At 41.9% G+C, this 24440-nt stretch carries 20 protein-coding genes; 7 read left to right on the forward strand and 13 right to left on the reverse strand.

The annotated features are described in order from the left end of the window. The first annotated feature begins 1 nt into the window (after position 1). Entirely contained in the window at positions 2–3805 is a 3804-nt protein-coding gene (locus H6G96_RS16010; RefSeq protein WP_190912370.1) for a PAS domain S-box protein, read from the forward strand. 332 nt (positions 3806–4137) lie between these two features. Here the strand turns inward: H6G96_RS16010 and H6G96_RS16020 are convergent, their stop codons facing one another. Beyond that, on the reverse strand, positions 4138–4530 hold the full coding sequence (locus tag H6G96_RS16020; RefSeq protein ID WP_190912371.1) for a hypothetical protein: 393 nt from the start codon (positions 4528–4530) through the stop codon (positions 4138–4140). 130 nt (positions 4531–4660) lie between these two features. Next, on the reverse strand, positions 4661–5116 hold the full coding sequence (locus H6G96_RS16025) for an ArsI/CadI family heavy metal resistance metalloenzyme (protein ID WP_190912372.1): 456 nt from the start codon (positions 5114–5116) through the stop codon (positions 4661–4663). A gap of 100 nt (positions 5117–5216) precedes the next feature. Here H6G96_RS16025 and H6G96_RS16030 point away from each other — a divergent pair, with 100 nt between their 5' ends. After that, positions 5217–5564 carry a metalloregulator ArsR/SmtB family transcription factor gene (locus tag H6G96_RS16030; RefSeq protein WP_190912373.1) on the forward strand — a complete coding sequence of 116 codons (348 nt, stop codon included), beginning with the start codon at positions 5217–5219 and terminating at the stop codon, positions 5562–5564. A 37-nt stretch (positions 5565–5601) separates the two neighbouring features. Here the strand turns inward: H6G96_RS16030 and arsB are convergent, their stop codons facing one another. From arsB to H6G96_RS16085, 11 genes are all read right to left on the reverse strand, one after another. Next, entirely contained in the window at positions 5602–6738 is a 1137-nt protein-coding gene (arsB, locus tag H6G96_RS16035; protein WP_190912374.1) for an ACR3 family arsenite efflux transporter, read from the reverse strand. A gap of 99 nt (positions 6739–6837) precedes the next feature. Continuing rightward, positions 6838–8124, reverse strand: a complete 1287-nt coding sequence (gene arsJ / locus H6G96_RS16040) for an organoarsenical effux MFS transporter ArsJ (RefSeq protein ID WP_190912375.1) — start codon at positions 8122–8124, stop codon at positions 6838–6840. A gap of 87 nt (positions 8125–8211) precedes the next feature. Then, entirely contained in the window at positions 8212–9231 is a 1020-nt protein-coding gene (locus H6G96_RS16045; protein ID WP_190912376.1) for an ArsJ-associated glyceraldehyde-3-phosphate dehydrogenase, read from the reverse strand. Between the two features lie 155 nt (positions 9232–9386). Continuing rightward, entirely contained in the window at positions 9387–10445 is a 1059-nt protein-coding gene (locus H6G96_RS16050) for a PstS family phosphate ABC transporter substrate-binding protein (protein ID WP_190912377.1), read from the reverse strand. Between the two features lie 223 nt (positions 10446–10668). After that, positions 10669–10992, reverse strand: a complete 324-nt coding sequence (locus H6G96_RS16055; RefSeq protein ID WP_190912378.1) for a metalloregulator ArsR/SmtB family transcription factor — start codon at positions 10990–10992, stop codon at positions 10669–10671. A gap of 30 nt (positions 10993–11022) precedes the next feature. After that, positions 11023–12234 carry an aspartate aminotransferase gene (locus H6G96_RS16060; RefSeq protein WP_190912379.1) on the reverse strand — a complete coding sequence of 404 codons (1212 nt, stop codon included), beginning with the start codon at positions 12232–12234 and terminating at the stop codon, positions 11023–11025. Further along, entirely contained in the window at positions 12231–13421 is a 1191-nt protein-coding gene (locus H6G96_RS16065; RefSeq protein ID WP_190912380.1) for an iron-containing alcohol dehydrogenase family protein, read from the reverse strand. Before H6G96_RS16065 ends, H6G96_RS16060 begins: the two co-directional genes overlap by 4 nt. 603 nt (positions 13422–14024) lie before the next feature. Then, entirely contained in the window at positions 14025–14546 is a 522-nt protein-coding gene (locus H6G96_RS16070; protein ID WP_190912381.1) for a Ycf51 family protein, read from the reverse strand. Positions 14547–14906: 360 nt separating this feature from the next. Continuing rightward, a complete protein-coding gene (locus H6G96_RS16075; RefSeq protein ID WP_242063293.1) occupies positions 14907–15425 on the reverse strand; it encodes a hypothetical protein in 519 nt (172 codons plus the stop codon). Between the two features lie 312 nt (positions 15426–15737). Continuing rightward, positions 15738–17054, reverse strand: a complete 1317-nt coding sequence (locus tag H6G96_RS16080; RefSeq protein ID WP_190912382.1) for an O-antigen ligase family protein — start codon at positions 17052–17054, stop codon at positions 15738–15740. Further along, complete coding sequence (locus H6G96_RS16085; protein WP_190912383.1) at positions 17036–17878, reverse strand: YaaW family protein; 843 nt, start codon at positions 17876–17878, stop codon at positions 17036–17038. The genes H6G96_RS16080 and H6G96_RS16085 overlap by 19 nt, the downstream gene beginning before the upstream one ends. Positions 17879–18021: 143 nt before the next feature. Here H6G96_RS16085 and H6G96_RS16090 point away from each other — a divergent pair, with 143 nt between their 5' ends. The 5 genes from H6G96_RS16090 (at position 18022) to H6G96_RS16110 (ending at position 24394) form a co-directional block, all read left to right on the forward strand. Beyond that, positions 18022–19086, forward strand: a complete 1065-nt coding sequence (locus tag H6G96_RS16090) for an NAD(P)/FAD-dependent oxidoreductase (RefSeq protein WP_190912384.1) — start codon at positions 18022–18024, stop codon at positions 19084–19086. A gap of 711 nt (positions 19087–19797) precedes the next feature. Next, positions 19798–20229 carry a VOC family protein gene (locus H6G96_RS16095; protein WP_242063294.1) on the forward strand — a complete coding sequence of 144 codons (432 nt, stop codon included), beginning with the start codon at positions 19798–19800 and terminating at the stop codon, positions 20227–20229. A 425-nt stretch (positions 20230–20654) separates the two neighbouring features. Next, entirely contained in the window at positions 20655–21575 is a 921-nt protein-coding gene (locus tag H6G96_RS16100) for a bestrophin family ion channel (RefSeq protein WP_190912385.1), read from the forward strand. 101 nt (positions 21576–21676) lie between these two features. Beyond that, a complete protein-coding gene (locus H6G96_RS16105; RefSeq protein WP_190912428.1) occupies positions 21677–22513 on the forward strand; it encodes an alpha/beta hydrolase in 837 nt (278 codons plus the stop codon). A 159-nt stretch (positions 22514–22672) separates the two neighbouring features. After that, the gene (locus H6G96_RS16110) at positions 22673–24394 is read left to right on the forward strand and encodes a serine/threonine-protein kinase (protein WP_190912386.1); all 1722 of its coding nucleotides are present in this window, start codon (positions 22673–22675) and stop codon (positions 24392–24394) included. Positions 24395–24440 lie beyond the last annotated feature (46 nt).

The following is a 24440-nucleotide window of genomic DNA, read 5'->3' on the forward strand; positions in this document are numbered from 1 at the left end:
GATGATGGTGAAAGCACCCGAAAAAATTTTGATAATGCGCTCCTGGTTACTAACCTATGGTGTGATGCTTCTGACAGTCATAGTGGCGTTGTTGCTGACGCGACTGTTGTTGCCAGTCTTCGATCCGAGTGTATTTACATTATTTTATGCTGCTGTGGCAATCAGTGCCTGGTATGGCGGCATGAGGCTTGGAGTACTTGCGATCGCCCTTTCTGTTACAACTGCTCTGTATTTTTTGATCGAGCCAGTCTACTCGTTCGATTTTCTCAGCCCGAATGTCTTGGTACGATTAGCCACATTCTCAGTAGTATCCTTCTTAATTACTGCCCTTTCTTCAGAGTTGCGAACTGCCAGACGCAAGGCAGAGACAAGCCTGAAATTGTTGCAAAATAGCGAAATGCGGTTTAGTCGGCTGGCAGAATCCAACATCATTGGAGTTATCGTAACTGATATGAACAATGGGTCGATCATGGAAGCCAATGATGCTTTTCTAAAGATGATCGGCTATACGCAAGAAGATTTGTCCGCTAACCAAATTAACTGGCGCGAGATTACCCCACCTGAGTATCTGCTTTTGAGTGAGCGTTCGGTGGAAGAACTTAGAACGGCCGGAGTCTGTAAACCGTTTGAGAAAGAATACATCCGTAAAGATGGCATAAGAGTTCCGGTTTTGCTCGGTTCTGTCCTAGTGGGAGACACTGAAGAAACTGTCATTGGCTTTGTTGTCGATTTGAGCGAACAGCAAGCTGCGCTACGCCAACGCCAGCAAGCCGAACAAATCTTGCGGGAAAAAGAGGAACGCCTGAAATTAGCTAATGAGCGTTTTGAGTTAGCAGCATCTGCGGTCAACTGTCTCATTTATGACTGGAATATAGAGCAGGATACCGTTGAAAGAACCGATGGTTTAACCCGGATTTTGGGCTATTCCCTTGATATTGCTGAACCAACAGGTAATTGGTGGCGTGAACTTGTTCATTCAGAAGATTTGCAGCGTGTACAAGAGCAGACGGCGATCGCTTTGGCAAATGGCGATCGCTATGCTGCCGAGTATCGCATTCGCAACCAGGATAATCAGTACATCTATATATTGGATCAGGGGATAGTAGTGCAACGCGATGCTGATGCAAAACCAGTCCGCGTAGTTGGCAGCACTACAGATATTAGCGATCGCAAGCAAGCAGAGAAGGCTATCCAAGAAAGTGAAGAACGTCTCAGGAGTTTTGTCAAAGCCAATATAGTTGGCATTATCTTTGGTGATGTGAATGGTAGCATCACTGAAGCCAACGACGAGTTCTTACGAATTGTCGGCTATACCCAAGCAGATATTCAGACAGGCAGACTACGCTGGACTGATATCACACCTCCTGAGTACCAATATTTAGATGAACTAGCTATTGCCGAGGCAACAGCAAAGGGAACTTGTACTCCCTATGAGAAGGAATGCATTCGCAAGGATGGTTCTATTGTCCCGGTTGTAGTTGGTTACTCCCTTTTAGGACAATCTCGGCAGAAATCAGTTGCATTCATTCTTGATATTAGTGACCTTAAACAAGCTAAAAAAGCTCTAAGTCAGAGTCAAGAGCAATTTCAAGCTTTTATGGACAATATTCCAGCCGCAGCATGGATTACGAATGCAGACGGGCGTGTACTTTACCTTAGTCCAACTTATTTGAGCATATTTCATGTAGCAACAAATAAAGCAATTAATAAAAACATTTTTGACCTATACCCAGCCGAAATCGCCCAACCCTTCCTCAATAACATTAGAATAGTTGCCCAGACAAATCAGGTTGTTGAAACCATCGAGTCTGCCCCACGCACAGATGGCACTCTGGGAGAATTTTTGGTATATAAGTTTCCCATTGCCGATGCATCTGGGCAACGCCTAGTAGGAGGAGTTGCAGTTGACATCACCGAACGCGAACGCATTCTTCGTGAACGCCAGCTTGCTGAACTTGCCTTGCAAGAGCGTAGTGAAAGACTTAAGCTACTTTCTGAAACAACAAGTGATTTGCTTTCAACCGAGCGCCCCCTGGATCTAATGAACAGCTTGTTTAGCAAACTCTCGGCGCAGATGGATTTGCATTTCTACTTCCACTATTTAATTGAGACACATGAAAATAAGCAGAAACTTCGTTTAGTAGCTTGGAACGGCATTACTGATGAAGTATTTCAAGCAATTGAATACCTGGAATTTAATCAAGAAATGTGCGGATTAGTGGCGCAACAACGCCATCAAATTGTCGTCAATGATGTGCAGCACTCTACCCATCCAAATGTCTCCATCCTCCAGGCTTTGGAGATCACAGCCTATGCAGGTCAACCGTTAATTGCTCAGGGAAAGCTCCTTGGTGTCCTCTCCTTTGCCAGCCGCACCCGTACTCACTTCACTTCTGGAGAAATTGCCCTGCTGCAAGCAACTTCCGATCAGGTAGCGGTTGCTCTAGAACGCGCCGAGTTAATGACTTCGTTACAGCAGCAAAAAGAGCAATTAGTCCAAGCTAACCGGATTAAAGATGAATTTTTGGCGGTTCTTTCCCACGAACTTCGCACGCCGCTAAACCCGATTCTGGGATGGTCGAAGTTACTGCAAACTAAAAAGTATGATGAAGCAACCACTACTCGCGCCCTCCAAACCATTGAGCGCAATGCCAAGCTTCAGACTCAACTAATTGAAGATTTGTTAGATGTCTCTCGGATTTTGCAAGGTAAACTCAGTCTGAATATTGCTCCTGTGAATTTGGAAACTGCGATCGCATCTGCAATAGAAACTGTACGTCTAGCCGCCCAAGCTAAATCTATCGATTTGCGATTTACAATTTCAGACTTTACTGCGGAACCCTACGTGAACGCCTACACTCAGTCGAACGATTTTGAATTGGAAAATTCTCACAGAAATTTAGAATCTATCGATTTTAACAACCAATCTGACAATCTAAAATCCCAAATTCAAGTTGCATTCTCAGCGCCCCAAAGGTGCGATCCAAAATTCCTAATAACAGGTGATTCTGGTCGTTTGCAGCAAGTTATCTGGAATCTACTGTCTAATGCTATTAAGTTCACGCCCCCAGGTGGACAGGTAGAAATCAGTTTACAATCACTTGGTTCTCAAGCTCAACTTCGAGTTAGTGATACAGGTAAGGGAATTAGCCCCGACTTTTTGCCATTCGTATTTGAATACTTTCGACAAGCTGATGGTGCAACTACCAGAAAATTCGGGGGATTGGGATTAGGATTAGCTATTGTTCGTCACATCGTCGAGCTACATGGAGGCACAGTTCAGGCAGAAAGTTTAGGCGAAGAACAGGGAGCAACCTTTACAGTCATGCTACCTATGATTAATATTCATCAAGATAGCCACCAGATTGATAAACAACCTGATGATTTAACCGATCTAAATGGGGTGAAAGTTCTGCTTGTGGATGATGAGCGTGATACGCGAGAGTTAATTGCTTTCATTCTGGAGCAGTCTGGCGCGGTAGTAAACCCGGTAGCATCGGCTGTGGAAGCACTACGAATTATGCCTCAGTTCCAGCCAAATCTGCTGTTAAGCGACATTGGAATGCCGGAAGTAGACGGTTATATGTTAATCCGTCAAATCAGAGCCATGTCCCCAGAGATGGGAGGGACAATTCCAGCGATCGCTCTTACAGCTTACGCAGCTGAGGCTGATTATCAACAGGCAATCGCCGCCGGATTTGGGGAGCATATCACTAAGCCTGTGGAACCAGCTAAATTAGTTCAAGCGATCGCCAACCTAATTTGTAGTTGTAGCAACCTGCAAACTAACTTACAATCCTATTAAAATCGAAGAACCATAATTAATTGAAGGAATCAATTCACTTTACAACTCGTCCCTTAACTTCATCTCGAACGTGGCGAAACGTTTCAATTGATTGCCCTGATTGCTCATCAAGTTGCCAATCTTCAAACACATTTCTCTCCTCTTTATGTTCTACCTAAGTCACCAGAGGCGCAAGGCAGAAGTATTATGTCAACAAAAAGATTCTATTCTAAATAATCTCCAAATTAGCCGCATTCATAGCTGCTTATTGATATAAATTTAGCCTTGGTATAGCCCGAAAGTCCTAAGAAAGTAATGCTAACTCCATACCAGAATTTCATCTGCTTGTGATTTCAATCAAGGGCAGCCTCATCAGGTAATACTTCAAGTTGTAACGCTACAGCATTTAGATAATTTTGGTCGTTCAAAACTTGTGCTGGTAATTTCTCTGCACTTACAGCAGCTCTTACCAAATCTTTTGCAATAATATTTTTACTTAGAGTTTTTAGTACTAGTGTTCCTCCGCTCGGAATGCCCTCTTGTAAAAGACCTCCTTGGTAAGCATAAGAAACAAGATCCAAAGGTTCTAGATAACTAATACTAGTAGAATTAGTGGGTAAATTGTTAAAATTCACTGCTATTGGTTTACTGCTGATAGTAGTATCTGTTTGAGCATCAGTAACACCGGGCATCAGAGTAATACAAGCAACAATCAGTACAGAATCTATTAAGGTAACAAACCTCATAGAGTTATCCTTTATTAGGTCAAGTGTAATCAGTTTTAGAAGTTTAAAAATCAAAAGGGGAGAATTAGGGGAGAATCAAACAACTTGTCCCCTTAAGTTTTTAGATACACACTAGTCCTATAGGTTTACTCTAAGCACAACATGGCTTATTAACAGCTTTAACTACCTCAGCCGAATTAACTGTAGCCACTAAATTCTTTTCTGGGGCTGTATCTCCCACCTTCACCACAAAAACTTCCCAACGATTCCCATCTGGATCTGTTACCCAAACTTTGTCTTGCAAAGCATAGCAACAATCAGTATTATCTTCGGTAAACAATGCTAACCCTGCCTCAGTAAACCTCCTGATAGCAGATTCCACCTCTTCTGTACTTTCAACTTGTATACCCAAATGAGACAATGCACCACCAGCCTGGATGCTAGGAGCCAGATTCAATGTCAAATTTAACGCTGGGCTAGAAATATCAAACTTGACATAGTCATCTTTATACTTCACAGGTTCCAGACCAAACATTGCCCGATAAAATGCTACAGACTTTTCAATGTCAGTAACATTTAAAGCCACATGAGTTTTCATAACTGCCATAATTTTACTCCTTGTAGGATTTTCACAAACATTGATTAATATCAATATTGATCTATATCAATATGTTGTCAGATATATTGATGAATGTCAATATAAGAATATGAACTTACCTAAACAAATTTCCACTTGTTGTACACCACTGCTTTCATGCTGCATTAAGGCTGACGAAGCAGCACAAACAGCAGTAATTTTTCGAGCATTAGGAGAACCGGCTCGGTTACAATTGCTTAGTCTTATTGCCAATCAACCTGCGAGTGAAGCCTGTGCTTGTGAGTTAACAGAACCTTTAGGGCTATCCCAACCCACTGTCAGCCATCATCTAAAGGTACTGTATGAAGCAGGTTTGCTAGAGAAAGAACGACGCGGTACATGGATTTACTATCGGCTTGTACCTGAGCGAATTGAAGCTTTACGAAACGCTTTGGCGCTACCTCAAAAAACCCAATAAACATATTTGTGATAGATTCCTAATTACGAATTACAAATTAGCAATTACACCGTGGATCTCGCAATGTTGCCTTTTCTGGCTCCCGTGGGAACCAAAATGCTGTTCGCTTGCAAACTTCAACCAGCATTAACATTACTGGTACTTCGATTAAAACACCTACCACTGTAGCAAGTGCAGCACCAGAATTTAAGCCAAAGAGGATTACTGCTGTTGCGATCGCAACTTCAAAGTGATTACTAGCTCCAATTAATGCTGCGGGTGCGCCATCCTCATAAGATATATTCAGTTTTAAAGCTGCCACATAACTAATCAAGAAAATAAAATTAGTTTGGATAAATAGTGGTACGGCAATTAACAAGATATGCAAGGGATTGCTAACAATTAATTCACCCTTGAACGCAAACAGCAAAACCAAAGTAATCAGCAACGCGGTAATAGCAATTGGACTGAGGTACTTGATAAATCTCCGTTCAAACCAGTCTTTACCTTTATATTTGAAAATCCAATAACGGCTATACATTCCTGCCAATAATGGCAACCCAACATAAATAAGTACTGATAAAACAATTGTTTGCCACGGTACTATCAAATCATTTGCTGCCAGTAACCACCTGCCTAAAGGTGCATACAAAAACAGCATCATCAAAGAATTCACTGCTACCATCACCAAAGTGTGTCCTTGATTCCCGTAGGAAAGATAACCCCACAGCAACACCATTGCAGTACAAGGAGCAATGCCTAGTAAAATCGTACCGGCAATGTAGGAATTAGCGATCGCTACTTCGTTGCCACGAATTAATTCTGTCCCTGTAATTAACGGACGGAATAACCAACCTAAGAAAAATTGGGAAAATACCACCATCGTGAATGGTTTAATCAACCAGTTAACAACCAAGGTGAGAATTACGGGTTTTGGGGCACGGATAGCATTTGCAGCTTGAGTAAAATCTATTTTGACCATGATCGGATACATCATGAAAAACAGACATACTGCAATGGGAATTGACACTTGATAGATACTCAGCGCATCTAGCGTCACCGCAACCCCTGGAAATAATCTTCCTAGTGCAATTCCCGCCAAGATGCACAGAAATACCCAAATGGTGAGGTATTTTTCAAAAAAACTCAGATTACTCCCTGCTTGTGCTGTATTCGGCTGCGAATTCGTACTCATAAATGTAAGTCTGAAATATTTTTGGGGAGTGGGGAGTAGGGAAGAAGCAGGGGGAAAATTCCTCTCCTCTGCACCCTCTTTCTTGCCTCTTCCAATGCCCTAATCTCCATCTCCAGCTTTCCAAGCGTTCGGCTTTGCCGTCCCGGAGGGAATCGCTTTGCTGGGTTCGGGATCGGGTAGCTTCAGAGAAATCAATGCTGCTGCTAGTACAAAAAACATGGATGTCCACAGACAGCCTACTAAACCAGAAAGCTGATATATCAAACCTGATAAGACAGTACCTATCAACCGACCACCAGAGTTTGCCATGTAATAAAAACCAACGTTCAGTGCTACCTTGTCATCATCAGTAAACGCCAGCACTAGATAAGAGTGAACTGCTGAGTTGAAGGCAAAGACTACGCCAAAAATGAGGAGTCCACCAACGATCGCAATATCGGCTCTTACACCTAATTGGAGAGCAAGAGCGATCGCAGCCGGAACTACTGTTAGAGTAAACGTCCAAAACTGGATGGTCTTTGATTGCGGCGGATGACCAGAACCAAATCGCTGGATCAGTATTGGCGCTAGAAACTGAACAAGGCCATAGCCAATTACCCAACAAGCCAAGAATCCACCGACCTGATAAAACGACCAGCCCAAAATTTCCCGTAAGAATACTGGTAATGCCACAACAAACCAGACATCCCGCGAACCAAATAAAAAGAATCGGGCAGCAGAGAGAATGTTAATCTCTTGGCTCTTAGAAAACAGTTGGCTAAACTTGACTTTCTTCTTAATTTTGCCCATCCCTTTGGGCAACAGTAGCCCTGTGAACATAATCAAGAACAGCCCTGCTGCCATAATCCACAGGGAATTGATAAAGCCAACTGAAGCCAAAAGGGCGCTACCAACAAAGAAGCCAACTCCTTTGAGGGCATTCTTAGAACCCGTTAGAACTGCTACCCACTTAAACAAAGATGATTGAGCATCTTGGGGAACTACCAAACGAATGGCACTCTTAGAACTCATCTTGGTTAAGTCTTTGGCAATCCCAGAAAATGCCTGTGCCACCATCACATAACCGACTGCAATCCACTGGGCCCAACCCGGATTGAGCCATGAGAGCATCACCATCGAGAAAACCTGTAGCCCAATGCCGGTGTAAAGGGTAACTTTCAGACCTAACTGAGAACCAATCCAACCACCTAAAAAGTTTGTAATAACTCCAAAGACTTCATAGAACAGGAATAAGGAAGCGATTTGTAATGGGGTATAGCCAATGTTGTTGAAGTAGAGCAACACCAACATTCGCAAAGCACCATCAGTAATAGTGAAACCCCAGTACGCGAGTGTGACTAGGATATAGTTTTTGAAGTTGGCGCTAGAAGCTGTGGTAGAAGCCATGAGGGAAGAGAGAAGAGATTTGATTTAAACGCAAAGGAACGCAGAGTAAGCGCAGAGGCACGCAGAGTATTTTTGAATGAAAATATTTCACGCCTTCAGGCTCAGAGCTACTTTCCGGGCGAGTTCAACCATCCGGTTGGCATAGCCCCATTCGTTGTCATACCAAGCGAGTATTTTCACTTGCGTCTCGTTCACCACCATTGTGGAGAGGGCATCAATGATCGAAGATCGAGGATCGTCTTTATAGTCGATAGATACTAAAGGACGTTCTTCATAGCCGAGAATTCCTTTGAGTGGTGCTTGCTCTGAAGCTGTTTTTAGTAAGCTATTAATTTCTTCTACTGTGGTGGGTCGCACAACTTCAAACACACAGTCTGTCAAAGAAGCATTGAGCAATGGAACTCGTACTGCCAAACCATTGAGTTTGCCGTTGAGTTCGGGATAAATCAATCCGATCGCAGTTGCCGATCCAGTGGTGGTAGGAATTAGAGACAAACTGGTAGCCCGGGCGCGGCGTAGATCCTTATGAGGGGCATCTACAATGGTCTGAGTATTGGTGTTGTCATGGATTGTGGTAATAATTCCATGCTTAATGCCCAAACCTTCATGGATCACCTTTACAACTGGAGCCAAACAGTTAGTTGTACAAGAGGCCGCAGTTAGCAAATGATGCTTTTCTGGTTCATAAAGTTGGTCGTTAACTCCCATGACAATATTCAAGGCTTCTTCCTTCACCGGAGCAGCCACAATCACCTTCTGTACTCCCTGCTTAAAATAGGGGTCAAGGGTAGCGGGAGTCCTAAACTTACCGGAGCATTCCAGCACAATATCAACGCCTAACTCTTCCCAAGGGACTTCACCAGGTTGGGAATATTCACTAAAGCTTAAGGGTGTGCCATCAATGAGGATGCATTCGCCGCCTTGTGCTTCTACTTCCGGTGTCCAACGCCCGTGGACAGAATCAAATTTGAGCAAATGAGCGGCAGTAACAGCCCCACCTTTAATCTCGTTGATATGGACAAACTCTAGCTCTGACCAACCCCATGCAGCCCTTAAAGCTAGCCGTCCAATTCTGCCAAATCCGTTGATGCCAACACGTACTCTCATCAATTTCCCTAAGTTTATTTAAATCAAAAATGCTTTGAGTATGTATATCAGTACTCCCGCGATCGCACCTATTTCACACGGGGGATAGCACCTTTACTGTGGTGATTCACTAATATCTGCAAATAATCAAAGTAAAAGTGCTAATTCTTATCAACCTAAAACTTGGCTTGTTTCCGTAATAACTCTCCAAGGGTCAAATTAAGTTCAGCCTCACCTTCAAAGACTGTTCCCACCTTTCCATTATAAAAATGAACATTATTCAGGTAGTAGCCTTCAGTTGGTAAGGGCACATAGCCCACAGAGCCTACTGTCGTTGGTGCTTTTTTAATGTAGAAATTTATGAAGTCTTTCACTGCCGATTTCTTTTGTGCAGACTCAAAATTAGCGTAGATAAACAAAGGTCTAGACAGTGGTTGATACTGGACTTTTTCCACTGCTTCACGTGACGGCAACACTGGGCCTTTGCCATTGTCTACAGCAATAGCTTTTAACTTACCTTGGTTTTCTTCATAATAGGCATAGCCAAAGTAACCCAAAGCATTAGGATCTTTGCTAATCCCTTGTACTAAAACTTCATCATCCTCGCTGGCTGTGTAGTCGTTGCGGCTAGCTCTAACTTTCCCTACTATTGCCTCTGTAAAATAGTCAAAAGTACCGGATTTTTTTCCTGCACCGTATAAAGAAAGTGGTCGATCTGGCCAAGACGCACGCACTTGGTTCCAACGGGTAATCTTCGCTTCAGCCGCAGGTTCCCAAATCTTTTTCAATTCTGCTCTAGTGATGTCTTTTGCCCAATCATTTTGCGGATTAACAGCGACGGTTAGGGCATCAAAAGCAATGGGGAACTCGTAATATCTCACGCCATTTTTGTTACAAGCTTCCATCTCTTCCTTTAAAATGGGTCGAGAGGCATTGCTAATATCTGTTTCTCCAGCACAGAATTTTTCAAATCCTCCACTGGTACCAGAAAAGTTAACTTGAACTTGGGCGTTATTTTTGGGGTCGGATTGAAACTCTTTAGCGATCGCCTGCGTTATCGGATACACTGTGCTGGAACCATCAATCTTGATCGCCCTCACCTTTGCCGAATCACTGACTTGTGTCACGTTTGGCGACTGCTGAGTTTGAGTAGATGAATCAGGTGTGGCTGTGCAACTGCTGACAAAAGCCAATATTCCAAATGCGAGAGCCAATTTCTTTGCTATTGCGTTCATTGACCTCACCCTTATAGGTAATTTTGAATGTATATATATATCATTTCAAAAAAACTTGATGTGTCAATCTAAAGCATAGCACTATACATAAAAATTCATCAAAAAAAATTGATGGATAGCTATTTTTCTTTGAAGACGCTAGTTTTTAAAGGCGCACATACATCTGTGCGCCTATACTGGATTTTGCCAAATCATGACTAATTACCCAAGGATAAACTTATTCTCAATCGCAGCAGGAACGCGCAGATGAAATTATGCAATTACGGCTAAAACCTGCCAGATATTCCTCTAAAACACTAAATTGGGGCAAATTCAAACTGTAATAAATCCAGCGCCCTTCCTGACGGGAGTTAACTAACCCAGCTTCCTTGAGGGTTTTCAGGTGAAAAGATAGTTTCGACTGATTTACCCCCAAAGCGTCGCACAAATCACATACACATAATTCTCGCTGTCGTAACAGTTCCAAGACACTAATCCTAAGTGGATCAGAAAGAGCATGAAAGCCAGCAGCAATTAAATGAGGAATGGTGGCAGAGGGGGTTTGCATGAATCAGATTTTGATAAGGTTATACTATCTCTATTGTGAAGCAGAGACTACAGCTTCAGGTTGATAGCGGATGCCAGCCTGCTTAAAGCGATGTAAAGCTTCACCCAAGCGATCGCAGTCGGCAATCAAACTTATCCTTACATAGCCCTCACCTGCAACCCCAAAGGCATTACCTGGGGTAACAACAACGCCAGTTTGCTGCAACACGTTCAGGGCAAAATCCGTGGAACCCATACCAACGGGACATTTCACCCAAAGATACATAGTCGCCTTGGTTTTGGGGATATCCCAACCCAACTCTCCTAACCCGTTAATTAGGAAATCACGGCGGGTACGGTAGCGCTGTTGTACCTCATGCAAATACACGTCTGGCAGTTGCAAAGCGGTTTCGGCTGCTTTTTGCAAGGCGGAAAAAATACCGTAATCCAAGTTAGTTTTCAGTGTCCGTAAACCTTGAATTACATGGCGGTTCCCTACCACAAACCCAACGCGCCAACCAGCCATATTGTAGGTTTTAGATAAGGTGTGAAATTCTACACCAATATCTTTCGCGCCGGGAATTTCTAGCAAGCTAGTGGGTTGATAACCATCAAAAGCTAACTCGGCGTAACACAAATCATGCACCAGCAAAATTTCATATTTGCGGGCGAAAGCGACGATTTCTTCAAAAAATTCGCGGGGTGCGGTGGCGGCGGTGGGATTACTAGGATAGTTAAAATAGAGAATTTTCGCTTGTCTTGCAACCTCATCAGGAATGGCAGCTAAATCAATTAACCAGTCATTCTCTGGTTTGAGAATCAAGCTGTGAATTTTCCCACCTGCGATCGCCGGCCCGCGAAAATGGGCGGGATAAGCTGGGGAAGGAACCAGAACTAAATCGCCAGGATTAACGTAAGCGATCGCTAAATGGGTTAATCCTTCTTTAGAACCGAGTAGTGGCAAGGCTTCGCTATCAGGATCGAGAACTACACCATAACGGCGATGATACCAGTTGGTGATTGCCCGGCGGAAACTAGCAGTTCCCTCAAAGGGAGGATAACCGTGATTGGCGGGATCTTTCAAGGCGGCGATCGCTGCTTCTACAACTGGCGCTGGCGTTGCACCATCGGGGTTTCCCATACCCAAATCAATTAAATCTAACCCTTGTTCCCGTGCTTTAGCTTTCAGTTCATCTAAACGGGCAAATACATAGGGCGGCAGTTTTTGTATACGTTCTGCTGGGACAATCCAATTTAAACTCATGCTTCAACCTCGTCACTGATTCCCTTGGGCGAAACTCGATTCATATCTTTACTCTCTATAGGTGCAGTGGTGGAAACCATTGCTGCCATCAACTGTTCTGGCGCGACTTTAAATGGAAGTCGATGGATGTCAGAATTGGGAACTAGGGCAACTTCAGCGGCTGTTTGCAACTCGCCTAATGTTATATTGCCCAATCCCAAACCATTTAATTTTTGGGGTAGTCCAATTTCTGTGTAGAACTTTAACAACTGTTGCCGTGCCGATGCTGCTAGTTGATTACCTTGTAGCATTTCTTCTAAACGCAGTTGCACCAAAATTCCGAAAGCAACTTTTTCGCCATGAATACTGCCATGCCCTGAAATATGAGTTAAACCATTATGCACGGCATGGGCGGCAACTGTGCGACACTGCGCCCCTCCAAGCCCTCCAACGACTCCAGCGAGTAAAACAGTTGCGTCTACGACTTCTCGCCAAACCTCACTACCTGGTTCTTTCAAAGCTGCGGCTGACTTTTGCAAAAGGATATCTCGCAAAACTCGTGCTTGTTGCACCGCAGCAATAATTAAAGTGTCTTGCAAATGCCCACTGCTAACTGAGGCTTCATACCACTTAGCGATCGCATCACCAATACCAGCTATTAAAGTCCGTTGTGGTGCAGTTTTAATCAAATCATAATCAAGTATCAATAAATCGGGACAACGAGATAGCCCTACATCGTAGAGAAACGCCCCCTCTTCGGAATAAACATTTGATAGGGCACTCCAAGCTGCACACGTAGAGCCTGATGTAGCAATTGTTACTATTGGCAACTGTAATTGATGCGCGACTAATTTCGCCGTATCTAAAGCTTTGCCACCGCCAACACCGATAATTACATCAGCTTTATGTTCTTTTGCTTTCTTGTGTAAAGATTTCAGGCTAGCTTCGCAGCAATCTGCACCATAGGAAGCTTGGACAGTATGTAACTGTTGCATTTCTAAAACTGGTTGCAAATTGTTTCGGCTGATGGCGAGAGTAGATTCACCTGCCACAATTAAGGGACGACTTCCCAAACAGGCGATCTCTGCTGCGGCTGCTTGCAACACCCCAGAACCACGGATTACTTTTGCTGGGGCAACTGTGAGCGTAAATAACGAACTAGAGGTTTGAGTAGACAAAGAAGGTTGAGTAGAAAGTTGATTAGACATATATATAATCTAGTTTGCCAAAACCTTGATATTTCTTAATCTAATAGATTTACAGTGAGGGGTGCTTGTTGCCAGATAGCTACAAACTTTTATCTTACTCAATTAGGTTTTAACCGAGCTAATCCCCAACTGGTTAAGCCATTTAACGACGTTGCTCGAATCTGTAATGTCCATTAGCCTGAAATTCCGAACTATCAAAGTTTTGAATAACCGTATGATTAGTTAACATTACCACTCTCAGATTCTCAATAAAAGTGATTGAGAACTGAATCATTTATATAATGGTCATTTCAGCTAGGGATAGGTGCGTCAGAGAAATGTACACTCTGATGCTGTTACCTTTGCTGCAAAAAATTGTAAAAATGTCAATAGTGGCAATTAGGATAATAACTGACAAATTACAACTGTCAGTATCTATTAACCGCACGCTGATTGATCTTTTTCCACAGTAAAATCACTAAAGTGTGAATATCTTAATCTAAGAATAACTCTTAATGTATCGGTAAATACAAAATAAATTATGTCATTCTGGTAACAAGCATTGGAATTGGGGATTGGGGATTAAGCAATAGTTCTTCTTCCCCTGCTCCCTGCTCCATTCGCTTAAGCGTTAGGTTTTGGCAATTGGGCGAATTTGTCTGTGTAAATTTCGACTGCGATCGCAGAATTTTTGCGAGAAACGAGCGATCGCTTGGCTTCACCCAAGTAAACTGGTACAGAAGTCCCTGGCTCCGGGTGGATAATGGTACGGGCGCGAACTGTTAACTTGTCCTCTTGGCGTGTACCTGAGCGACCAGAAGAAAACAGATTACTAACTGCTTGACGTAAAGTTGCATCTAATTGTGTGGGTGTAATTTGAGGTGATGTGGCAATCACCGCTTGTGTTGACCCATTGTCATAAACTAAAGTGTACCGGGCTGCTCCTGGAATCACAGTCCGACTCAAGGGGACTATTGAGAGTGCAAATAAACCACCCGTCAGCACCAGCATAAAGCCAGTTGTACCCACCAGTCGAAAGCGGAGGCCCCATTTGAGAATAAAAGCCAAAACTGTTAAGGCAGCAAATAGCAAAGTAGCTATACCTGACCATTGGGTGTACTGAAGAAAGTTAGCTGTTGTGAGCATAAGGTTGGTTATGGATGCGTCTTTTTTTCGTTACCGACACACCCATTTTACCGAGAGCTTACACCATACTGATTATTGCAGTCATCAATGTCAGCGCTAAATTAATCTTTTTTGTAAATGCGTAAGTACGATAAGACTCATATTTGATTTTTGAAAAAACTCCGTACAACTCGAAAAGGCTGATTTCCTATTCCCTACTCCCCACTCCCTGCCTATCGCGCTTCTCTGCGAGACGCTTCTCTTTGCAGAGAGGCTTCTCTTTCAGAGACGCGAACGCCAACGCCAACGCGCACCATGCAAAGAGGTATGGCTACGCCACGCTACGCGAACAGAAATTAAAGCGGATTCCTATAGGATTTTTCAGAAATGTATTGCTTCACCAGAGACGATATGAGAATTTTTAGATGTCTGCAATTTAGTTTGAACACTATCAATCATTGCCAACCAATCAGCATCCTTATTCCACTTGGAGTCAATCCGGTTTTTAGTCGCTGCGTCATAGAGGTTACAAAAAACCACATTCTCTTCTCCAGCAGTTGCAGCGATAATCAGGGGCTTGGAAAAGTCCTGGACTAGAGATACAGCTAAAAGGAAACTTTTCGCAAAGTTCGTTTCTATTCCAGTCCTAACAATATAAATTTCATCGGCTCTAACAACGATGTCTAACTTCAAGTTGTCCTTTTCTCTAAATTCTTTCGTCGTTAATTTAAGTTCGGATATATAACCAGTCAGCCCTGTTTTTTGTACAGGAATAGTTATTTTATTATTGATATCGTAGTTATACCAAAGGTAAGATTCTCCGCTTAATTCCCCTTTTTTTACATACAAATATATAGGCTCTGGCGGGTTACAAAGACCTAGCTTAATTTCAGCAATCATGTTTTATGTTCCTTTATGAAAAATAAAATTTTTCAGATATTCCGTCAAATTGAATATTTTTTGAAATTGTACTTTAACTGAAAAATAATAAATATACAAAAGGGCATCTACAAGAGATGCCCGTCATGCAGGAAAACCTCAAAGGGTTGTTCCTACACCTTCCCAACAATCAGCAACAGTAACTAATAACTATTAGTCACACTCACAGACGTGAATATAGTAATCTTAGTCACTTAAAACTATAAATGCCCCCAGTGCATACACTGAAAACTAACTGATGGATATTTTAAGTTGCTGTTTGTCATTTCCTGATTAATTTGGATGAGATCCAAGCCTGTGAACTTGGTTATAACGATGTACTACTCCACAAATAGCAGCCAAAATTAACCATGAAAACGTATTCAAACGAAAATCAAATAGGGTTACATCTACTGTATTTAATAGAACCCACCCAACAAAAGCCAGCAGGTAACTGAAAAATATCAACCTGTCTTCTGCATTTATATATTTTGACTTGCGTAGTAATTGTCCGCCTGTAATCAAAATCCAAGCGAGTAAACCACAAAATAAAAGAGTACTAGGAAAACCAGTTTCAGCAGATAACATCAAAAATAAGTTATGGGGATGACCCAAGGGAATCTGCATTTTGGCTTTGTAAAGTGTACTAAAACTGCGTAAACCCCAGCCAGTCCAAGGATGTTCCTGAGCTAAAGACCAGGCAAACTCCCACTGAGTTTTTCGCATTAAAGCAGCTGGTCTGTTTGGATACATATCGTCATTTAATCTTGCCCAAAAGAAGGTAGGAATGTACTGACGAAAAAATTGAGCGACTGGCGAGGGAGCAAAAGCGGCCAAAAGCACACTAGAGACGATCGCAGCGACTCCACCCACAAGAATGCGCCAACCTTGGTAGAGTGCATAAGCTAAACAGGCAAAAATAGCGATCGCCCACCCATTGCGTGAACTGGTGAAAATCAAGGCAATGAAATTCGCTATCATTGCCACAGTTAGGAAGAGAAAGGGGAGTGAATTCTTCCCAATCCCCAATTGCCATTGTTCAAGCCACAACCCTAAAGTCAGGATGAAAACTATCGCTAGATAAGCGGCGAAGGTGTTAGCGTGCAAGAAGAGTGAAGCGATGCGGCCTGGCGGATTTCCTCCTGGTGCGATCGTCCAAGCTAAGACAACCCACAAAATCTTTAATTTTAAACTCCAGCCCAAAAATAACTGCCCCAAACCAAGAACTACTACTGGCATGGAACCGATCACTAAAATCCAAGCCATTTGCCGCAATTGGGCAAATGTTTGAATCAGAGCGCTATGGGCAGCGAAAATTAAAAAGAATGGTAATAAATTAAATAAGCCAAGGAAAGCTGCTGTCTTGTCATTGGCAAATCCAGCACTCATGATTAGCAACACACTCAAAAGGGCAAATCCCCAGTTGATGGGGCGGCGACTAATTGTGTGGTATTGTTTCAACCAAGTGATTAACGAGACAAAACCGATAGTCACAGCCCCGAATAAAGGACTCAATGGGAAGATTAACAGTGCCCATAGAGAGTAGTTCCAAGAAGATTGCCAACGAGACTTAAAATAGTAAAAAACCTGGTTCAAGCTGGCTCCCAACATTCCTCACGAGTGAGGCGAATTTGAGCTAAAGCGAAAATAGTAGGGATGATCCGACCGTAGTTAGTGGCGATCGCTCTCCACCCTAAATCCGCAAAAAACCAAGTCCACATCATCGGCCCAATCACAGCAAACATACTGCGGGCTGCCCCATAACGAGCAGCATTTACAGTCATACCTCGTTGGGCCATTCGCATAGCTACATAGCTTTTAAACTGCGTTGTAGCTGCTTTTGAACCTGTAATTGCCGCTTGTTTGGCTACTTCGTATGTAGCAAAGTGGATGGCAAATTGACGGGCAATTTGCTTAAGTACAAGTGGCTGGAGAAGAGAAGTAACCGCGATCGCACTACCGCCTTTGAAAAGCAACCCCAAGGGGTCACGCTGCAATAAGATTGGTAGCGGTTCTTTTAGTTCTGATTTGACAAGGTGACGCTGCACTCGGAGAGTCAATTTTTGTTTTTCCTGTTCAGGCAATTTTTTCCACACCTGTCCTAGCAGATGCAAAAATACTTCTGCTTCTAAATCAATGGTTGCCAGCTGATCAGAATAGGGAATTTTTAAATACTTACATACTTGAACTAAGGCTTGTCGGTAAGTTACATCGCCTGTGCGTCCCCGTAATACCGTCATGCCATCTGCCGCCAAAAAACGAAAGCGATCCTCTAATGCATCTAACCAAGCTTTGCGGTCTTGGCTTTGCACTTCGATGGGTTCAGGTGTGTGTACATAGTCTAGAGGATTGAACTTACGACTAAATAAAATTGCCGTTAAGTCTTGCAATTCTTCTTCAGTCGCTAACTCTAGCGCGGCCCTCATTTCATCCAATTTCCCTTCCTCCCTTCCGTGCAACTTTCTGTACCTTATTCTACTATTAGCTTTCAGCAGTCATTAGTAGTAATTTTGTCCTTTGATAATAACGAATAACTAATGATCAATAACTATAACCAATGACTAAGGACTATTGACTCATGACTGATATTGCAGTGATTGGTGCCGGAATAGCCGGTTTAGTCTGCGCCCAGCAGTTAAGTCAAGCTGGATATTCGGTGCTAGTGGTGGAAAAGTCCCGTGGTTTGGGAGGAAGACTAGCTACACGCCGCTTGCATGGAATTTGTGCGGATCATGGGGCTTGTTACTTGGAGCCAAAGGGTGAATTATTGGGACGTTTTGTAGAGATTTTGCGATCGCGCCAGATCCTCAAAGTTTGGACAGAGGAGGTTTACGAACTCACCGTAAACGCTCTTTTAACGGAACCCAAAAACCGCAGTCCGCGATATGTTGCACCTGAAGGAATGAGTGCGATCGCTAAATCCCTCGCCCCAGGTTTAGAAATATTACTGAATCAGCGTGTCGTTGCTATTACCTCAATTCCTGAAAATAGTTGGCGTTTGACTCTCGAATCCAGTAACGAAGAATTAACTGCAAAAGCTATAGTTGTTGCTATTCCTGCACCTCAAGCTGTAATGCTGTTGGAACCTTTGGGAGAAAGTGTATTGGATGCAGTCTTCCTTGATAACCTGCGTTCTGTAGAATTTTATCCCTCGATTAGTGTGATCGCTGGATATCCTCCCACATCTCAACCACTCCCTGAGTGGAAAGCTCTAACTTTTATGGATAATGCTGATTTAGCATGGATTGGTTTGGATAGTAGCAAGCGTCCTAACCCTCAGCAACCACATTTTGTAGTGCAAAGTAGCGCTAATTTCGCCCAACGCCATCTAGAATCCCAAGATTTACAACCTGTTGGACAGCTTATGTTGCAACGAGCAGCTGAATCTCTCTCCCTTCCTTGGCTGAATACTCCCGAATGGATGCAAGTACATCGTTGGCGTTATGCTTTTCCTAGCTGTCCTTGGCACGAAGCTTTTTTGTCTGCCGGAAGTCCCTCACCTTTAGTTTGCTGTGGTGATTGGTGTGGCGGCAATCTTGTAGAAGGTGCGATGCTTTCTGGATTAGCTGCGGCTGATGAAATTAATCATCAGTTGCGTCATTTACTTTTAGAGAATGTGAACTTTCTCAAGGTTTTAACCTGATCATTTTATCAGTAAAGTAATTCAAGATGCGTCAACATAATGTTGACGTACCCTATACTTTATATGCACTTTAATAAATGAATTATACAAATCGCTAATAAAATATTGTGTTCATAATTATTTTATCCAGGAGCGATCGCTCCTCCTTAATTAAAAAACCCCAAATTTGTTTGTGACAAATCTGGAGTCAGGAAAGATACGCATTTACCTATACAAAATTTTCGCCGTGAGAGTATCTTACGTCATCAGGGTATACACCCAAATGCAGTTAGGGATGTCTAAAAATTAACTGCTTTATTTACACAACTTTTTTGTTTGGATAACACTTACGCAAGAATTACGGAATAAGGAACCGCAGAAACGCAGAAAAGGCAATGTGTTGCGGGGTTCACCCCGTTATAGCAAGTGATGCGACACAGAGAAATGAGAGTTTGAAAGATATTTTGCGTAAGTTCTTTTGAAGTAACGCAAAACAGCCCCAGATGAACTGAGGCTGTTTTGCGAGAGTTGTTTGGCAGGAGGGGGTACATCAATAAGCGATGCCCCATATTAGATATAGATAATTCAGTATGCATCGTTATTCAGCCGGGTTTTGGCATATCCGGATAATTTGGAAAATTGCGCCTACGCAATTTTCCAAAAAGAAACTCCAGAAGCACTTAAGGCATTCTGGAGTAGTAACAGGTTTCTAACATCAATTAATTTTTACTTATGCGATCGCCAGATGTCGTTAGGGTATATACTCAAATGTATTTTATGTCTCCTCATCCGCAAATCGGACAGCAAATTACCTTCTTTTATACCCATAATCTCAATGCATCTATAAAGTTCTACGAAGAAATGCTGGGATTTGAGTTATGGCTTGACCAAGGAACCTGTCGAATTTATACTGTTAGTAGCTCTGGATACTTAGGATTGTGCCAGACAAGCGAAATATCAACTCCTTCAGCCGACAACCAATCAAGTGTTATTTTTACCTTGGTAACGCAGCAGGTGGATGAGTGGTTTGAATATCTCAAAGAACGTGGCATCAAATTTGAAAAGCCACCGACACTAAATGAAAAGTACAACATTTACCACTGCTTTTTACGTGATCCCAGTGGCTATTTAATTGAAATTCAACGTTTCGAGACTAAGAAATAAAAAAAGACATAACTAAATAAGTTATGTCTAAACGTTTAATTTGCAGGGCAGGATTTGTACAGGTTAGAACTTTTTGATTTACTGGGGTACATCATATCGGCTAATGCTGTATGACCATCATCGATAGCTATGTACCTTTTCCTTTATCGATTTATCTGGGTGAGGCGCGGGATTTATGCAGCTACCAAGTAATTTTTACATTTCTTTACAATTAGCTGCGTAGGCATTGCTTTTGACTTTTACATAGCAGAAAGCAATACGCTTGAAGGTAAGATACAGTCATTACAGTCAGCATATCTTGTGATCTCCGCAACAGTACTTATTACAGTATCGTCTTTGCCAATTTTGCTATTACTATAGTTATTATTTTTAAAGTATCGATATTTAATCTATCGGATCACTAAATATTATCTTAGGGTGACTGTATGGCAACCGAAAAAAGCACATGGCAAGGCAAAATATTACAACTTAAAGGTTCAGTTGTCAAAGCAATTTACAAACATATTTTATGGTGCGGAGCTTTCGGATTTTTGATTTCTCTGCTTTATCATTTTAAAGTGCCTGTATCCCAACCTATTTTAGGCAGTGTTATTCCTAGTATTGTTTTAGGTTTGTTACTTGTATTTCGCACTAATACTGCTTATGAGCGATTTTGGGAAGGTAGAAAATGCTGGGGATCTCTAGTAAATAACATCCGAAATTTGGCCCGGCAAATTTGGGTATCTATTGATGAGATATCTCCAGAAGATAAGGACAATAAAATTACAGCATTAAATTTATTGGTAGCTTTTGCCGTGACAACTAAATTACATTTACGGGGAGAAACAGTTAATAGCGAGTTAGAAGACTTAATGCCATCTAGTAAGTATATAAAATTGAAGATCATGAATAATCCTCCTATAGAGGTTGCTTTTTGGATAGGAGATTATTTACAGGAGCAGTATCATCGCAATTGCCTTAATAGCTACCAGTTGGTATCTATGCAAGAATTATTGAATAACCTTGTAGATAATTTAGGAGCTTGCGAACGTATTTTAAAAACACCTATGCCATTAGCTTATTCCATTCATCTTAAGCAATTATTGGTACTATATTGTTTCCTGCTACCCTTTCAAATAGTGGATACTCTGGGTTGGTGGACAGGTTTAATTGCTGCTTTGGTTGGCTTTACAGTATTTGGGATTGAAGCCATCGGCTTGGAGATAGAAAACCCTTTTGGTTACGACCCTAACGACTTACCTCTAGATGCGATTTGCGAAACAATGAAACGTAATATAGACGATTTAATTACTCTAACCCCAAATGCGCGATCGCATTCAAGTAATTTGACCTATGAAAAAAGTTGACTTTAGTTATAGCTGTTAAGTCCCATCTTACCGCGCCCTCCATCTTCTTTCGCAGTAATATATAAACGCCAAAGTATCTCTTCATTGGTGGATGTGCAATGATGCCTGTACGTAAAACTTTCTCAAAGCCTGATATCCAACTTTCTTATTTAGAGTGGAACCAAGGGCGAGAACCTTTACTGTTGTTACACGGTTTAGGCGATCATGCTCTAGTGTGGTCTAGTTTAGGAGATTATTTAACAGTAGACTACCACACAGTCGCGCCAGATATGCGCGGACATGGCCAAAGTAGTAAGCCTGAGAGAGATTATAGCTTTGAAAGTGCGATCGCAGACCTCGAAGCACTCATGGATCATCTTGGATGGACTTCTGCCCATATTGTCAGTCATTCGTGGACAGGCAAATTAGCCGCCATTTGGGCAAGGCAAAACCCAAAACGTTTGCGGAGTATAATTCTGGTCGATCCAATTTTCATCTGGAAAATGCCCAGCCTTCTCAGGGTAACTTTTCCTATGTTGTATCGCTTCTTGCCTTTTCTCAAAAGCATGGGTCCCTTTGCCAGTTATGAAGAAGCTGAAAAACAAGCACGACAGTTAAAGCAATATCAAGGATGGAGTTCCTTCCAGCAGCAAGTTTTCCAAGCAGGAATAGAACAAAAACTCGATGGTAGTTGGGGCAGCAAATTTACTATAGCCGCCCGCGACGGCATTTTTGAAGCAGTAATGCAAGTGCCTGGTTTTACAATTCCCCTTGACACTCCTGCCATCTTCGTCCAGCCAAAACAAGGATTGAACCGTCAAGATTGGCAAATTCAACCCTACAAAACCTATCTTAAAAACCTACGCATCTGCCAAGTTCTTGGTAATCATTGGCCGTTTTTGACACAACCAGAGGCATTTAACCAAACTATAGCAGCTTTCTTGGCAGAACACAGATAGAAAATTAATTATTGACGGGATTATCATCCGGCAACAGAAGAATTAATAGGAGCGATGTCTAGCAACAAGTAGCTACGCATCTGCGTTCCTGTTAAATCAGTCATTAGTTATCAGCATTCACTAATAACTGATAACTGTTAAAGTACGGATAAGCCAGTCATGAGCCTTTGTATCAATCCTGTTTGCCCTAAACCAAATAACGCGGATAATCATCAAAATCGCTTTTGCCAAAGTTGTGGTTCCCATTTAGAATTGCTAGGGCGTTATCGGGTAATGTGCCTCTTGAGTGACAAAACAGGATTTAGTAAAGTTTATGAAGCATATGAACAAGATACCCCTAAAATCCTCAAGATACTCAAAGAGGAGCTATCTGCCGATGCCAAATCAGTAGAACTATTTCAACAAGAAGTAACCGTATTGGGACAACTCAAGCATCCCGGCATTCCTAAAGAGGATAGTTACTTCCAGTATCAAACTCGAAATGGTTTAGTGTTGCATTGCATTGCAATGGAAAAAATTGATGGGTACAACTTAGAACAGTGGTTACAGCAGCAGAATCATCCTATTTCCCAAAAACAGGCTTTAGCCTGGTTAAAACAATTGGTAGAGATTTTGGATTTAGTGCATGGTAAACAGTACCTGCATCGAGATATTAAGCCATCTAATATCATGATTCGATCCCCCCTTGGGAAGGGTTGGGGGGATTTGGCACTGATTGATTTTGGCACCGCCACTGAAATTAATAGAACCGACCCAGACCAAATTAGTAACGGCAACGGGATGACAGCACTAATGTCATCTGGGTACAGCGCTCCCGAACAAATGAATGCTCAAGCAGTACCACAATCAGATTTCTTTGCCTTGGGACGCACATTTGTATTTTTACTTACAGGATACCATCCTCTAGATATGTATGATATCCAGGAAAATTTATTGCACTGGCACAATCATGCTATCTATATTTCACCCTTACTATTGGATTTAATTGATTGGCTAATAGCACCGGATATAGAAAAGCGTCCTGCCAATACTCAGGAAATTTTACAACGCTTAGAAGAAATTGAAACCCAACTAGCAGAAACTACTACTGAAAATCTTAATTTAGTGGAAGATTGTGATATTGAGCAATTGCCATCACCAATTGCTAAAACTTCATTTTCTCCACAAAAACAGCCAGAAGAAGTACCACTACTTAAGTTTTTTGCAGCTTTGCTAGTAATATTAGCATTACTTAGTATAGTGGCTTTAGCAACGCGGACATCAAAATTTTCTGTGAAGTCAAATTACAGTCAATCTTCCCAAAAAAAAGGTAAAATTGATTATTTTACTTATCAAGAAGGTAGAGATAGCCAGGGGAAGGTAGCCGAATTTAATATAGCTGTTTTATCACTAGAATATAAATGGCTTTTAGGTAGCAATTTTCAAATTAAATATAATGATGAAATTATTAGTCTTGACCTTTTAAAGTTGAGCTTAGAGCAAGAAGATATACAGAATATCATGGAAGACCCTAGTGAGATTATTTCTGTAGGCACAGCTTCTTGTAAAGGTAATATAGAAGTTCAAGAACGAATGGCTCTAGAACGTTCCAAACAAATCCAAATTTTAGTAAAAAGAATATTTATTAATACACCAACCGTTAAAGGTTATCGGATATTAAATTTGGGACAATTTCAACGGAGTGATTGTCAGGCAAATCAGGATTTAACTAAATATCAGAGAAGTATTATAATTATTGGGGTTAAAAAACAATCAGCAGGCGTAATTCTCGACGAAGCATTACGGGATAGGTTAGAAAAGAAACCTTTTGCTGATTTTAAGTTAGAAGATTATTCTTTGGGAACGGCAGAAAAATTTAAGACGATACCAAGTAATTTATAAAATCTCTAGTGAAGTACATTAGTGCATAGGCGTAACCCATCATATA

Source organism: Nostoc sp. FACHB-892 (assembly GCF_014698795.1).
In the GTDB taxonomy this organism is placed as follows: Bacteria; Cyanobacteriota; Cyanobacteriia; order Cyanobacteriales; family Nostocaceae; genus Nostoc.